The organism is Enterobacter asburiae, assembly GCA_011754535.1.
In the GTDB taxonomy this organism is placed as follows: Bacteria; Pseudomonadota; Gammaproteobacteria; order Enterobacterales; family Enterobacteriaceae; genus Enterobacter; species Enterobacter cloacae_N.
The window spans coordinates 3,973,171-3,987,487 of record JAAQVN010000001.1; the positions used below are offsets into that span (position 1 = coordinate 3,973,171).

The window sequence follows — 14,317 nt, forward strand, 5'->3', positions numbered from 1 at the left end:
TTTGAGGTGCGTAAGGCATTATAGACCTTACGCCTTTTCATACAAGCCTCTTCACCACTAAGTGGCGATTAAATAATCACTTAGCACTTCGGTTTGCTGCCGGGCGCAGGAAGATAACGCTGCGGATCGATGGCCGTCGCTTTATAGCGAATCTGGAAATGCAGCTTCACCGAGTCCGTTCCCGTGCTGCCCATCGTGGCAATCTTTTGCCCCGCCTTCACGTTCTGCCCGTTGTTGACCAGCATCGTTTCGTTATGCGCATAGGCCGTGATGTAGTCTTCGCCGTGCTTAATCATGATCAGGTTACCGTAGCCGCGCAGCTGGTTACCGACGTAAACCACCTTCCCTGCCCCGGAGGCATAAACCGGCGTACCGCGCGCAGCGGCGATATCAATACCCTTGTTACCACCTTCAGAGAGTGAGTAAGGAGCAATAACTTTACCGCTGGCAGGCCAAATCCAGCAGCGCTGTCCAACCGGCGGCCATGACGATTGCGGTACCTGATAGGACGGCGTCACTTTGGCGGTTTTGCCTTTCGATGAAGATTTTTTGCCCGAGGACGAACTGCCGTTCACCTTCAGCTTTTGTCCCACTTCGATGGTGTACGGCGGAGAGATGTTATTCAGGCGCGCCAGATCCTTCACGCTGGTCCCCGTTGCGCGCGAAATCCGGTACAGCGTATCCCCGCGCTTAACGGTATAAACCGAACCGGAATAGCTACCCATATCCGATGATTTGCTCCCTGAACAGCCTGCCAGGAATAGCGTCAGCGTCAGGCAAAAGATGGCGATGATGGGGTTTCTCGTCAGGCTTCCTGCAAACAAAACAGATCCTCGGTCAGCGTGAATGGCGCACTATGATACCAGCCCGGAGAGATATGGGTCAGCCCTTTTCCGCTCCAGGAGACAAAACGTTCGTATAAGAATGCCGTATAATGTTCCCTGCTGATGGTGCAAAACCATCCGCATCGTTGGCACTGGAGCATGAATGAGTATTCAAGAACACGTTATTTTGGTAAATGACCAGGGAATGGTGATTGGCACTCAGGAGAAGTACGCCGCGCATACTGCCCAAACCCCTCTGCACCTGGCGTTCTCATCCTGGCTCTTTAACGCCGAAGGCGAATGTCTGGTCACACGACGCGCGTTAAGCAAAAAAGCCTGGCCGGGCGTCTGGACGAACTCCGTCTGCGGGCACCCTCAATCCGGTGAAAAGACGGAAGAGGCGATTATCCGCCGCTGCCGCTATGAAGTCGGTGCTGAAATCACCGCGATTACGCCTGTCGCCTCCGAGTTTCGCTACCGTGAAACCGATCCTTCCGGCATCGTGGAAAACGAAATTTGCCCGGTCTTCGCGGCACGCGTTACCAGCGAACTGTGTATTAATCACGATGAAGTAATGGAATTTGAATGGGTCAGGCTGGAGTCGTTATTCCGCGCGCTGGACGCCGCGCCCTGGAGCTTTAGCCCGTGGATGGTGCTGGAAGCAACCACCGCACGAGAGGCGCTGAGAGCGTTCGCGGCGCAATAAAAAAGCCCCTTTCGGGGCTTTTTTACATCTTAACGCCTTATTTCACCGGACGCATCGCCGGGAACAGGATAACGTCACGGATGGTGTGGCTGTTGGTGAACAGCATAACCATACGGTCGATACCAATACCCAGACCTGCAGTTGGTGGCAGGCCGTGCTCCAGTGCGGTCACGTAGTCTTCATCGAAGAACATCGCTTCGTCGTCGCCTGCCGCTTTCGCGTCAACCTGATCCTGGAAGCGCTGCGCCTGGTCTTCTGCATCGTTCAGCTCGCTAAAGCCGTTGCCGATTTCACGGCCGCCGATGAAGAATTCAAAGCGGTCAGTGATCTCCGGGTTCTCGTCATTACGACGTGCCAGAGGAGAAACTTCAGCCGGGTATTCAGTAATGAAGGTCGGCTGAATCAGGTGTGCTTCCGCCACTTCTTCGAAGATTTCGGTCACGATACGGCCCAGACCCCAGCTCTTCTCCACTTTAATACCGATGCTTTCAGCGATTGCTTTCGCAGAGTCGAAGTTATCCAGATCCGCCATGTTGGTTTCCGGACGGTATTTCTTGATCGCTTCGCGCATGGTCAGTTTTTCGAACGGCTTGCCGAAGTCGAAGACTTCTTCACCGTAAGGGACCTGTGTGGTGCCCAGAATGTCCTGCGCCAGGGTACGGAACAGGGATTCGGTCAGCTCGATCAGATCTTTGTAGTCCGCATACGCCATATAGAGTTCCATCATGGTGAACTCTGGATTATGACGAACGGAGATACCTTCGTTACGGAAGTTACGGTTGATTTCGAACACGCGGTCGAAACCACCGACCACCAGACGCTTCAGGTACAGTTCCGGCGCGATACGCAGGTACATGTCCAGGTCCAGGGCGTTGTGATGGGTTATGAACGGACGCGCAGACGCGCCGCCAGGGATCACCTGCATCATCGGGGTTTCCACTTCCATAAAGTCGCGGTTCACCATGAACTGGCGGATACCGGCCATGATCTGGGAGCGAATTTTGAAGGTCTTACGGGATTCATCGTTAGAGATGAGATCCAGATAACGCTGACGGTAGCGCGCTTCCTGATCCTGCAGGCCGTGGAACTTGTCCGGCAGCGGGCGCAGGGCTTTGGTCAGCAGACGCAGCTCGGTGCAGTGGATAGACAGTTCACCAGTTTTGGTTTTGAACAGCTTACCTTTCGCGCCCAGGATATCGCCCAGGTCCCACTTCTTGAACTGCTCGTTGTAGATGCCTTCCGGCAGGTCGTCACGGGAAACGTACAGCTGAATACGGCCGCCAACGTCCTGCAAGGTCACGAAAGAGGCTTTACCCATGATACGACGGGTCATCATGCGGCCTGCAACGGCCACTTCAACGTTCAGCGCTTCCAGCTCTTCGTTCTCTTTACCGTCGAAGTCAGCGTGCAGTTGGTCTGAGGTGTGGTCACGACGAAAATCGTTCGGGAACGGCACGCCCTGCTCGCGCAGCGCTGCCAGCTTCTCGCGGCGGGTTTTCAGTTCGTTGTTAAGATCGACTACCGCGTCAGCGCCCTGTGCTTGTTGTTCAGACATGTTGGTTCCTCATAACCCTGCTTTCAAACTTGCTTCGATAAATTGGTCCAGGCTGCCGTCCAGCACCGCCTGCGTGTTGCGGGTTTCAACCCCGGTACGCAGGTCTTTGATGCGGGAGTCATCAAGGACGTAAGAACGGATCTGGCTGCCCCAACCGATGTCGGACTTGTTATCTTCCATCGCCTGTTTCTCAGCATTTTTCTTCTGCATCTCCAGCTCATAAAGCTTCGCTTTCATCTGCTTCATGGCCTGGTCTTTGTTCTTATGCTGGGAACGGTCGTTCTGGCACTGTGTTACCAGCCCGGTTGGAATGTGGGTAATACGCACCGCAGATTCCGTACGGTTAACGTGCTGACCACCCGCGCCGGAAGCACGGTAAACGTCAATACGCAGGTCCGCCGGGTTAATTTCGATATCAATATCTTCGTCAACTTCCGGGTAAACAAACGCGGAGCTGAAGGAGGTATGACGACGGCCACCGGAGTCAAACGGACTCTTACGCACCAGGCGATGAACGCCGGTTTCGGTACGCAGCCAGCCGTAGGCGTAATCGCCAATGATCTTGATGGTGACGGATTTAATACCGGCCACTTCACCTTCAGACTCTTCGATAATTTCGGTTTTGAAGCCGCGCGCCTCTGCCCAACGCAGGTACATACGCGTCAGCATGCTGGCCCAGTCCTGTGCTTCGGTACCGCCAGACCCTGCCTGAATATCGAGATAGCAGTCAGCGCTGTCGTATTCGCCGGAGAACATGCGACGGAATTCCAGCTGCGCCAGCTTCTCTTCCAGTACGTCGAGTTCTGCCACGGCTTCGTTAAAGGTCTCTTCGTCGTCGGCTTCGACGGCCAGCTCCAGCAAACCGGAAACGTCTTCCAGCCCCTGGGCCATTTGATCCAGCGTATCTACGATAGCTTCGAGAGAGGAACGCTCTTTCCCCAGCGCCTGTGCGCGTTCAGGTTCGTTCCAGACGTCCGGCTGTTCCAGCTCGGCGTTTACTTCTTCAAGACGCTCTTTCTTGGCATCGTAGTCAAAGATACCCCCTAAGAACGTCGGAGCGCTCCGTGAGGTCCTGAATACGGTTTTTTACCGGATTAATTTCAAACATGGTCTGTTTTCTTTTATGGACTTGTCAAAATGCGGTGATAAGAGCGGGATTGTACCGAATCCACGCCCTTTTTTATAGAGATTACTGCCGCTAAATTGGCCAGATATTGTCGATGATGATCTGAAGGGTGCGGTTACCGCGAAACTCGTTGATATCCAGTTTGTACGCCAGTTCTACCTCGCGCACGCCGTTGTCCGGCCAGATAGAGGTATCAACGTTGAAAGCAATGCCGTCCAGCAGCGGTCCGCCGCCCACGGGCTCGACCATCACTTTCAGGTGACGTTCGCCGACGATACGCTGCTGCAGCAGGCGGAATCGCCCGTCGAACAGCGGTTCCGGGAACATCTGCCCCCATGGACCGGCATCGCGCAGCATCTGCGCCACGTCCATCGTCATTTCGGAGACAGACAGCTCACCGTCAGAGACCACCTCTCCCTGCAGAAGCGCCGGGTCAATCCACTCGGTGACCAGCTCGCCAAACAGGCGCTGGAACTCGTCGAATTTCGCCTCATCCAGCGACAAGCCAGCCGCCATCGCGTGGCCGCCGAACTTGATCATCAGACCCGGGTATAGCGTATCCAGACGCTCAAGCGCATCGCGCATGTGCAGCCCCTGAATCGAACGGCCAGAGCCTTTCAACGTGCCGTCGCCCGCGGGTGCAAACGCAATCACCGGGCGGTGGAAGCGCTCTTTAATGCGCGACGCCAGAATGCCAACCACGCCCTGATGCCACTCAGGATGGTACATCGCCAGCCCGCCCGGCAGCGTATCGCCGCTGCGTTCGAGCTTTTCGCACAGGGTCAGCGCTTCGGCCTGCATCCCCTGCTCAATCTCTTTACGGGTCTGGTTCAGGGCGTCCAGTTCGTTGGCCAGTACGCGCGCTTCGCCAATGTTGTCGCACAACAGCAGCGCCACGCCGACCGACATATCGTCCAGCCTGCCGGCAGCATTCAGACGCGGCCCGAGGGCAAAGCCCAGGTCGCTTGCCGCCAGCTTGAGCGGATCGCGGTTGGCAATCTCCAGCAGCGCCTTAATCCCGGGGCGGCACTTGCCCGCACGAATGCGGCTTAAGCCCTGCCAGGTCAAAATGCGGTTATTGGCATCAAGAGGCACCACGTCCGCGACGGTGCCCAGCGCCACCAGGTCAAGGTATTCGGCCAGGTTTGGTATGGCAATACCGCGGGATTCGAACCAGCCCTTATCACGCAGCAGGGTCCGTAACGCCAGCATCAGATAAAACGCCACCCCCACGCCGGCGAGAGATTTCGATGGAAAATCGCAGTCGCGCAGGTTGGGGTTAATAATCGCTTCCGCTGCGGGGAGCGTATCGCCGGGCAGGTGGTGATCGGTGACCAGCACCGGGATCCCCAAAGCGTGAGCATGATCGACGCCCGCATGGGAGGAGATCCCGTTGTCTACGGTCATGATCATCTGCGCACCGCGGGCGTGGGCCTGATCGACAACTTCCGGGCTGAGGCCATAGCCGTCTTCAAAGCGGTTCGGCACCAGATACGTGACGTTATCGCAGCCCAGCGCGCGCAGGCTGAGCACGCTCAGCGCGGTGCTGGTTGCGCCGTCGGCGTCGAAATCCCCGACCACTACAATGCGCGTTCCCTCGCGAAGCGCGTTGTAGAGCATTTCGGTAGCTTTCTCGATACCGTTCAGCTGCTGCCATGGCAACATCCCTTTCACGCTGCGCTCAAGATCCTCAGCGCGACGCACGCCGCGGCTGGCGTAGAGGCGCTTCAGCAGCGCCGGGAGATCGTCCGGCAAATCAACGGGTTCAACCGCCTCGCGGCGGCGCAATTTGATGGGGGCTTTCACGCGAATTATTTACCACCAAACTGTTTCTGGTGCGCGTCGAGGAACTCTTTCATCTCTTTTGGTCCCTGATAACCCGGAACAACATAGCCGTTACTCAGGACAATCGCTGGCGTACCGCTCACGCCAAACTGCACGCCCAGCGCGTAGTGGTTAGCAATGTCGATGTCGCAGGAGGCAGGCTTAATGCCTTTGCCGTTCATTGCGTCATCAAACGCTTTGTTGCGGTCTTTCGCACACCAGATCGCCTTCATGTCCTGTTCAGGCTGGCTCTGCACGCCCGCGCGCGGGAAGGCCAGATAGCGCACGGTAATGCCCAGCGCGTTGTAGTCTTTCATCTGTTCATGCAGCTTGTGGCAGTAGCCGCAGGTGATGTCGGTGAAGACGGTAATCACGTGTTTTTCCTGCGCCGCCTTATAGACGATCATCTCTTTTTCGAGCGCATTAAGGTTTTTCATCAGCAGCTGGTTGGTGACGTTCACCGGCTGCGCGCCGCTCACGTCGTACAGCGGCCCCTGAATGAAGTGTTTGCCGTCTTCGGTGACGTACAGCACGCCGCTGTTGGTCAGTACCGTTTTCATGCCGGCAACCGGCGCAGGCTGGATGTCGCTGCTGGTGACGCCAAGCTTAGCCAGAGACTGTTTGATAGCGGCGTCGTCCGCATGGGCGAAGCCGGTAAATGAGGCTGCCAGCAGGGTGAGCAGCGCGAAAGACTTTTTCATATGTGATCCTGTTACAATTTGTCGGCACTCACGCACGAGGGTGGTGCTGTTGGTGTAGCTGCCGCAGGCGTTCCGTCGCGACATGGGTGTAAATTTGCGTCGTTGAAAGATCGCTGTGTCCCAGCAGCATCTGCACCACGCGTAAATCTGCGCCGTGGTTTAACAAATGCGTCGCGAAGGCGTGACGCAATACGTGCGGCGAGAGCTTTTCACTGTCGATACCCGCCAGTGTGGCGTAATGCTTGATGCGATGCCAGAACGTTTGCCGCGTCATCTGCTGCGCGCGCTGGCTCGGAAACAGGACGTCGATAGACACGCCATTAAGCAACCACGGACGGCCATGCTCAAGGTACGTCTCCAGCCAGTAAACCGCCTCTTCACCCAGCGGCACCAGCCTCTCCTTGTTTCCTTTACCGATGACGCGCACCACTCCCTGACGCAGGCTGATGTCGCTCATCGTCAGGCCAACCAGTTCCGAAACGCGCAAGCCGGTAGCATACAATAACTCAAGCATGGCTTTATCGCGTAACTCCAGCGGCAGGTCAACAGCAGGTGACTGTAATAATCTCTCAACTTGTGCTTCGCTGAGATCTTTCGGCAGCCGCTGCGGGAGTTTCGGGGACGCCAGCAGCGCGCTGGGATCGTCCCCGCGAATCTTCTCGCGGTAGAGATGCTGGAAAAGCCGACGCATTGCGCTGAGCAAGCGTGCAGAGCTGGTGGCTTTGTAACCCCCTTCTACACGTTCAGCGAGCAGCGCCTGCAGGTCGTCGCTTTGCGCGCTTGCAAGCGATAGCTCCCGACGCGCCAGCCACTCCACCAGCATGGAGAGATCGCGCCGGTAGGCACTGAGGGTATTCTCAGCCAGATTTTTCTCCAGCCACAGCGCGTCGAGAAACTGTTCAACGAGTGTGAGATCCTTTTCCACATCAGCCCCTTTGATTTTGCAGTCAGGCCATTATGCCTGATTGCGACCGGTTTCTGGTACACTACGCGCAATGTCAAAGCATGAATTGAGATAGTTACGCGATGAATATTGGTCTGTTCTATGGTTCCAGCACCTGCTACACCGAGATGGCGGCAGAGAAAATTCGCGACATCATTGGCCCGGAACTGGTGACGTTGCATAACCTGAAAGATGACGCGGTCGCGCTGATGGAACAGTACGATGTGCTGATCCTCGGCATCCCAACCTGGGATTTTGGGGAGATACAGGAAGACTGGGAAGCCATCTGGGATCAGCTCGATTCAGTCAATTTCGACGGTAAAATTATTGCGATGTACGGCATGGGTGACCAGTTGGGCTACGGCGAATGGTTCCTGGACGCACTCGGCATGCTGCACGACAAGCTGGCACCAAAAGGGGCGACGTTTATCGGCTACTGGCCAACCGAAGGGTATGAATTCACCAGTAAAAAACCGATTATTGCCGACGGCGAGCTGTTTGTTGGGCTCGCGCTGGATGAAACCAATCAGTACGATCTCAGCGACGAGCGCCTGCAGACCTGGTGCGAGCAGATCCTCGGCGAAATGGCAGAAAAATTTAGCTAACGCCCCCTACTCCTGCGTCGGCTGTTGCAGCAACATCCGGCGCAGATCCCGCCATTCTGACGCGTCCATGCTGTCAGCCGCCAGCCACAGGTGCTGGCAACGTCCGCCATCAACCTTGCGTAACCGTAACATCATCCCGGAGTTGAGCATCCAGGGCATACCAAGAATATCCCACTCTTTTCCCTGCCAGCGCAGGCGGGAGTCCATCAGTAACTTGATTTCCCCCTGGCGCGCATTAATGCGACGCTGGCTGCGTACGCTGTCAAAAACGACAAACGACAGCAACAGCAGCCACAGCGGCGTATAGCTCAGGGGCCACGGCATCAGCAACACGATGGCCGCAACCAGGCCGTGGAGCAATAAAGACATCCACTGCGAGCGCCACGAGACGCGAAGATCAGATTGCCACAGGACCACGTTCCCGATTCCGTGTTTGAATTAATTGCACCATCCGTTGCAACTCGGTGTCGGCGGGTTTGCCGTGGTTCATCAGCCAGTTGAATAAATCCGGATCGTCAGACTCAAGCAACCGAACAAACAGACGCTTATCATCATCGCTTAAGCTGTCGTACTCATATTCGAAGAAAGGCATGATGGAAATATCAAGTTCACGCATGCCGCGACGGCATGCCCAGTGAATACGGGCCTTGTTGTTAATATCCATGTTCAGTTTCCTGCATTACGTTTGGCACAGTCGGTACCCCGTTCTCTGTTCTTAATTTCTTTACGGGGACACCAGCTAGTGTAACGTGTTTTTGACCGTTTCATTACTGGAATATTGCGATTGACGAGCTGGCTTCCAGAATATTCCCTACAAAGACAGCGGATTACACTATTTTGCTTAGCGCTACGCATAACCGGTTTATGGCACAAATGGTCTGCTGAAAGCGCTTGCAATGCCTGCAGGCTCTTTTACCATTAGGCATTATCAAAGCGTTAAGCAATTCAGGATATCGTTATGGCATTTACACCATTTTCTCCTCGCCAGCCCGCCGCCTCTGCGCGTCTGCCGCTGACGCTTATTTCTCTTGATGACTGGGCGCTGGCTACCCTCTCCGGCGCTGACGCCGAAAAATACCTGCAGGGTCAGGTCACTGCGGATGTCGCGCAGATGACTGAACACCAGCATCTGCTGGCCGCGCACTGCGATCCTAAAGGCAAAATGTGGAGCAACCTGCGTCTGTTCCGCCGTCAGGATGGGTTTGCCTTTATCGAACGCCGCAGCCTGCGTGATGCGCAGCTCAAAGAGCTGAAAAAATACGCAGTCTTTTCCAAAGTCACCATCGCCCCGGACGACGAACATGTTCTGCTGGGCGTGGCGGGCTTCCAGGCGCGTGCAGCGCTGAAAAACCTGTTTGCAGAACTGCCGGATGCAGAAAAACAGGTGGTCAGCGAGGGCGCGACCTCCATTCTGTGGTTTGAACACCCGGCAGAGCGCTTCCTGTTAGTCACGGATGCCGCAACCGCCGAACGCGTGACCGATGCGCTGCGCGGCGAAGCGCAGCTCAACAACAGCCAGCAGTGGCTGGCGCTGAACATCGAAGCGGGTCTGCCGGTAATTGACGCAGCCAACAGCGCGCAGTTTATTCCTCAGGCAACTAACCTGCAGGCGCTGGGGGGCATCAGCTTTAAAAAAGGCTGCTACACCGGTCAGGAGATGGTGGCGCGTGCAAAATTCCGTGGGGCAAACAAACGCGCGCTGTGGACACTGGCGGGCCATGCCAGCCGCGTACCGGAAGCGGGTGAAGACTTAGAACTGAAGATGGGCGATAACTGGCGCCGCACCGGCACCGTGTTAGCTGCCGTACAGCTGGACGATGGCCGTCTTTTGGTTCAAGCCGTCATGAACAACGACATGGAAGCCGACAGCGTGTTCCGCGTGCGCGACGACGCCAATACGTTGAGTATTGAGCCGCTGCCGTATTCACTGGAAGAGTAATCGTCGACAGGTGTCCTCCCTCTCCCTGTGGGAGAGGGCCGGGGTGAGGGCCACCGCCCGCACGGAGGAAAAAACTACACCTGCCCCACGTACAAATAAATCGCCAAAAAGTGGCATACGCTGCCGCCCAGAACAAAACCGTGCCAGATAGCATGATTGTACGGGATGCGCTTGCAGACGTAGAAAATAACGCCCAGCGAGTACACCACGCCCCCCACGGCCAGCAGCGTTACCCCGCCGACCGCCAGCTTAATCGCCAGCTGATACACTACAATCAGTGACAGCCAGCCCATCGTCAGATAGGTGACAAGCGACAACACCTTAAACCGGTGCGCAATCGTCAGCTTAAAAAGGATCCCCAGCAGTGCCAGGCTCCAGATAACTATCATCAGGCCGCGCGACAGCGGTGAATTGAGCCCCACCAGCAGGAAAGGCGTATAGGTACCCGCAATCAGCAGATAGATAGCGCAGTGGTCAAATTTCTTGAGCCATATTTTGGCCCGTTGATGCGGAATCGCGTGATAGAGCGTCGACGCCAGGAACAGCAGGATCATGCTTCCGCCATACAGGCTATAGCTGGTAATCGCCATCGCGCTGGCATTGGTATCTACCGCCTGTACCAGCAATAACACTAAACCGACAATCCCAAACACCAGGCCAATGCCGTGGCTGATGCTGTTGGCTACTTCCTCAGCCAGCGAATATCCCTGTGCGATTAATGGTCTGCTCGCCATACAAAACTCCGGGAAAACTAAAGATGATTATTCATCGCATGACTATGCTAACTGAGAATGATTCCAGTGAACACCTGTTAGCTAAAATAATTTTAACGTAAATTTTTATAATAAAAATCAAAAACATAAACAAACAATTCACCTGACATTTGTTCACATAAAAATTTAAGCGTTACTAATCAATGGCATAAAATTGGCCCGTGCCGTCTGGCTGCATGTTATGATGGATAAATGAGGTCTGAATGAGAGTTTTGCCACAGTGAGTATGTTCACCCACTCCGCCATTGCCAGTCTCAATAACCTGGAGATGATGGTCTACAACTATGTCATCAAAAATCGAGACAAAGTGATGTATATGACCATCCGCGAGCTGGCGGATGCGGCCGGCGTCTCAACCACCACCATCCTGCGCTTTTGCCGCAAGCTCAACTGCGAAGGATATTCGGAATTTCGCGTGCGCTTTAAGCTCTATCTTGAGCAGAATGAGCCCCAGCAGGCGAATTTCGGTGCCAGCGAAATTATCAGCTTCTTTAAAAGCGTGAATAATGAAGAGTTCGACGCGTTATTAAATGACGCGGTAAATATCATCCTCTCTTCAGAGCGCATTATTTTTGTCGGGGCGGGCACGTCAGGCTCACTGGCGAAATATGGCGCACGTTTCTTTTCGAATATTGGTAAATTCAGTAATCATATTGATGACCCTTATTTCCCGGTCACCAATGATATGGCGAAAAATGCGCTGGCCATTGTGCTCTCCGTCTCGGGCGAAACCGAGGAGATACTGCGCTTCGCCAGCCAGTTCAGCCTGCATCACTGTAAGGTGCTCTCCATCACCAGCCATGAGCACTCTCGCCTGGCAAAACTGGCGGACTTTAATCTCTCCTGGCACGTTCCCCAGACGCGAATTGGCGGCGTCTACGATATCACCACGCAAATCCCCGTCATCTATATTCTGGAATCCCTCGGACGCAAGCTGGCGAAGAAACTGACGGAATAAAACACCCTGTTTTTTTGATGTGACAAATCACAATTTCCGCAAATTGTTATATCGTGACATTAAATTTCGCTTTGCTAGACTCAATGCCAATAAGCCATTTATTGAGATTAGCAGCGATGAAAAAATTAACCTTACCAAAAGATTTTTTATGGGGCGGCGCGGTTGCCGCTCACCAGGTTGAAGGCGGTTGGAACAAAGGCGGCAAAGGGCCAAGCATTTGCGACGTCTTAACCGGCGGCGCACACGGCGTGCCGCGCGAAATCACGCAGGAGGTGGTGCCGGGTAAATATTACCCCAATCATGAGGCCATCGATTTCCACGGCCACTATAAAGAAGACATCAAGCTGTTTGCCGAGATGGGCTTCAAGTGCTTCCGTACCTCTATTGCCTGGACACGCATATTCCCGAAAGGTGACGAAACGCAGCCAAACGAGGAAGGGCTAAAATTCTACGACGACATGTTCGATGAGCTGCTGAAGTACAACATCGAACCGGTGATCACCCTCTCCCACTTCGAAATGCCGCTGCACCTGGTGCAGGAGTACGGTAGCTGGACCAACCGTAAAGTGGTCGATTTCTTTGTGCGCTTCGCGGAAGTGGTCTTCGAGCGCTACAAAAACAAGGTCAAATACTGGATGACCTTCAACGAAATCAATAACCAGCGTAACTGGCGCGCGCCGCTGTTCGGTTACTGCTGCTCGGGCGTGGTCTATACCGAACATGACAATCCGGAAGAGACCATGTACCAGGTCCTGCACCACCAGTTTGTGGCCAGCGCCCTGGCGGTGAAAGCCGCGCGCCGCATCAACCCGGAGATGAAAGTGGGCTGTATGCTGGCCATGGTGGCGCTCTATCCGTTCTCCTGCAAGCCGGAAGACGTGATGTTCGCCCAGGAATCGATGCGCGAGCGCTATGTCTTTACCGACGTCCAGCTGCGTGGTTACTACCCGTCCTACGTGCTGAACGAGTGGGAGCGCCGCGGCTTCTCCATCAAAATGGAGGCAGGCGACGAGCAGATCCTGCGTGAAGGTACCTGCGACTACTTAGGTTTCAGCTACTACATGACCAATGCGGTGAAGGCGGAAGGCGGTACCGGTGACGCCATCTCCGGCTTTGAAGGCAGCGTACCGAACCCGCACGTGAAGGCATCCGACTGGGGCTGGCAGATTGACCCGGTGGGCCTGCGTTATTCCCTGTGCGAACTGTACGAGCGTTATCAGAAGCCGCTGTTTATCGTGGAAAACGGCTTCGGCGCCTATGACAAAGTGGAAGAAGACGGCAGCATCAACGATGACTATCGTATCGACTACCTGCGTGCACACGTGGAAGAGATGATCAAAGCCGTCACGCACGATGGCGTGGATCTGATGGGCTATACCCCGTGGGGCTGCATCGACTGCGTGTCGTTCACCACCGGCCAGTACAGCAAGCGCTACGGCTTTATCTACGTGAACAAGCACGACGACGGAACGGGCGACATGTCGCGTTCCCGTAAGAAGAGCTTTAACTGGTATAAGGAAGTGATTGCCAGCAACGGCGAAAAACTTTAACGCAGTGATCCCCTCTCCCCTTTGGGGAGAGGGTTAGGGTGAGGGGTTTATTTCCCACCCGCTAACTCGATAAAACTACCCGTTACGTACGACGCCTTCTCGCTCAGCAGCCAGACAATCGCCTGGGCCACCTCTTCCGGCTGGCCGCCGCGCTGCATCGGCAGCAGCGATTTCACCCGATCCACCCGCCCCGGCTCCCCGCCGGATGCGTGAATATCAGTATAGATAAGCCCGGGCCGCACGCAATTCACGCGGATACCCTGTGCCGCCACCTCCAGCGATAGCCCGGTTGTCAGCGAATCCACCGCCCCCTTGGACGCGGCATAATCCACATATTCACCCGGCGCGCCCAGACGCGATGCCGCGGAAGAGACGTTCACTATCGCCCCACCCTTGCCGCCATGTTTGAAGGACATGCGTTTTACCGCTTCCCGACAGCAGAGAAAGTAGCCCGTGACGTTGGTCGCAAGGACGCGGTTAATGCGCTCAGCGGAGAGATTCTCGATAGTGGATTGCTCAAACAGAATGCCCGCATTATTGACCAGCGCACGAAGCGGCTCGCCTTCACGATCGAGGCTGTCAAACATCGCCAGCACCTGAGCTTCGTCGCTGATGTCCGCACGCACGGCAAACGCTTTACCGCCCGCCTCAACGATCTGGTTGATCACGTCCGTCGCGGCTTTAATGTTGTGGTGATAGTTTACCGCCACGGTGTAGCCTTCACGTGCCAGCTGCAGCGCGGTGGCTTTCCCAATGCCCCGGCTCGCGCCGGTGACCAGTGCAATTGCCATTCACAACCTCCAGATAAAAAAA

15 protein-coding genes are annotated in these 14,317 nt (G+C 55.3%); 5 read left to right on the plus strand and 10 right to left on the minus strand.

Annotated elements, in window-relative coordinates:
- Positions 1-80 precede the first annotated feature (80 nt).
- Positions 81-848 (minus strand): peptidoglycan DD-metalloendopeptidase family protein, encoded by a 768-nt coding sequence (locus HBM95_18800; protein ID NIH44956.1) that lies wholly within the window; start codon positions 846-848, stop codon positions 81-83.
- A gap of 139 nt (positions 849-987) precedes the next feature.
- On the opposite strand from HBM95_18800, the gene idi reads away from it, so the two are divergent.
- Entirely contained in the window at positions 988-1,530 is a 543-nt protein-coding gene (idi, locus tag HBM95_18805) for an isopentenyl-diphosphate Delta-isomerase (protein ID NIH44957.1), read from the plus strand.
- Positions 1,531-1,567: 37 nt separating this feature from the next.
- Here the strand turns inward: idi and lysS are convergent, their stop codons facing one another.
- The 5 genes from lysS to xerD form a co-directional block, all read right to left on the minus strand.
- Positions 1,568-3,085 (minus strand): lysine--tRNA ligase, encoded by a 1,518-nt coding sequence (gene lysS, locus HBM95_18810; protein ID NIH44958.1) that lies wholly within the window; start codon positions 3,083-3,085, stop codon positions 1,568-1,570.
- Between the two features lie 9 nt (positions 3,086-3,094).
- Positions 3,095-4,193, minus strand: a protein-coding gene (gene prfB / locus HBM95_18815) for a peptide chain release factor 2 (GenBank protein NIH44959.1) whose coding sequence is annotated in 2 segments (ribosomal slippage) — positions 3,095-4,117 and positions 4,119-4,193 — 1,098 coding nt in all. Because the reading frame shifts where the segments join, the coding sequence is not laid out codon by codon here.
- Between the two features lie 90 nt (positions 4,194-4,283).
- Positions 4,284-6,017, minus strand: coding sequence for a single-stranded-DNA-specific exonuclease RecJ (recJ, locus tag HBM95_18820; protein ID NIH44960.1), 1,734 nt, complete (start codon positions 6,015-6,017; stop codon positions 4,284-4,286).
- 5 nt (positions 6,018-6,022) lie between these two features.
- Positions 6,023-6,736, minus strand: a complete 714-nt coding sequence (dsbC, locus tag HBM95_18825) for a bifunctional protein-disulfide isomerase/oxidoreductase DsbC (protein NIH44961.1) — start codon at positions 6,734-6,736, stop codon at positions 6,023-6,025.
- 28 nt (positions 6,737-6,764) lie between these two features.
- On the minus strand, positions 6,765-7,661 hold the full coding sequence (xerD, locus tag HBM95_18830) for a site-specific tyrosine recombinase XerD (GenBank protein ID NIH44962.1): 897 nt from the start codon (positions 7,659-7,661) through the stop codon (positions 6,765-6,767).
- A 101-nt stretch (positions 7,662-7,762) separates the two neighbouring features.
- Here xerD and fldB point away from each other — a divergent pair, with 101 nt between their 5' ends.
- Positions 7,763-8,284 (plus strand): flavodoxin FldB, encoded by a 522-nt coding sequence (fldB, locus tag HBM95_18835; GenBank protein NIH44963.1) that lies wholly within the window; start codon positions 7,763-7,765, stop codon positions 8,282-8,284.
- Between the two features lie 6 nt (positions 8,285-8,290).
- On the opposite strand, the gene HBM95_18840 is transcribed toward fldB, so the two are convergent.
- Both HBM95_18840 and sdhE read right to left on the minus strand, forming a co-directional pair.
- A complete protein-coding gene (locus HBM95_18840; GenBank protein NIH44964.1) occupies positions 8,291-8,701 on the minus strand; it encodes a hypothetical protein in 411 nt (136 codons plus the stop codon).
- Positions 8,682-8,948, minus strand: a complete 267-nt coding sequence (sdhE, locus tag HBM95_18845) for an FAD assembly factor SdhE (GenBank protein ID NIH44965.1) — start codon at positions 8,946-8,948, stop codon at positions 8,682-8,684. Before sdhE ends, HBM95_18840 begins: the two co-directional genes overlap by 20 nt.
- Before the next feature lie 294 nt (positions 8,949-9,242).
- Here sdhE and ygfZ point away from each other — a divergent pair, with 294 nt between their 5' ends.
- On the plus strand, positions 9,243-10,223 hold the full coding sequence (gene ygfZ, locus HBM95_18850; protein NIH44966.1) for a tRNA-modifying protein YgfZ: 981 nt from the start codon (positions 9,243-9,245) through the stop codon (positions 10,221-10,223).
- A gap of 74 nt (positions 10,224-10,297) precedes the next feature.
- On the opposite strand, the gene HBM95_18855 is transcribed toward ygfZ, so the two are convergent.
- Positions 10,298-10,957, minus strand: coding sequence for a hemolysin III family protein (locus HBM95_18855; GenBank protein NIH44967.1), 660 nt, complete (start codon positions 10,955-10,957; stop codon positions 10,298-10,300).
- Between the two features lie 265 nt (positions 10,958-11,222).
- Between HBM95_18855 and HBM95_18860 the strand changes: the two genes are divergently transcribed.
- Together HBM95_18860 and bglA are read left to right on the plus strand one after the other, a co-directional pair.
- Positions 11,223-11,954, plus strand: coding sequence for a MurR/RpiR family transcriptional regulator (locus HBM95_18860; protein ID NIH44968.1), 732 nt, complete (start codon positions 11,223-11,225; stop codon positions 11,952-11,954).
- Positions 11,955-12,070: 116 nt separating this feature from the next.
- Positions 12,071-13,504, plus strand: coding sequence for a 6-phospho-beta-glucosidase BglA (bglA, locus tag HBM95_18865; protein ID NIH44969.1), 1,434 nt, complete (start codon positions 12,071-12,073; stop codon positions 13,502-13,504).
- Between the two features lie 47 nt (positions 13,505-13,551).
- Here the strand turns inward: bglA and HBM95_18870 are convergent, their stop codons facing one another.
- A complete protein-coding gene (locus HBM95_18870; protein NIH44970.1) occupies positions 13,552-14,295 on the minus strand; it encodes an SDR family oxidoreductase in 744 nt (247 codons plus the stop codon).
- Between the last annotated feature and the right edge of the window lie 22 nt (positions 14,296-14,317).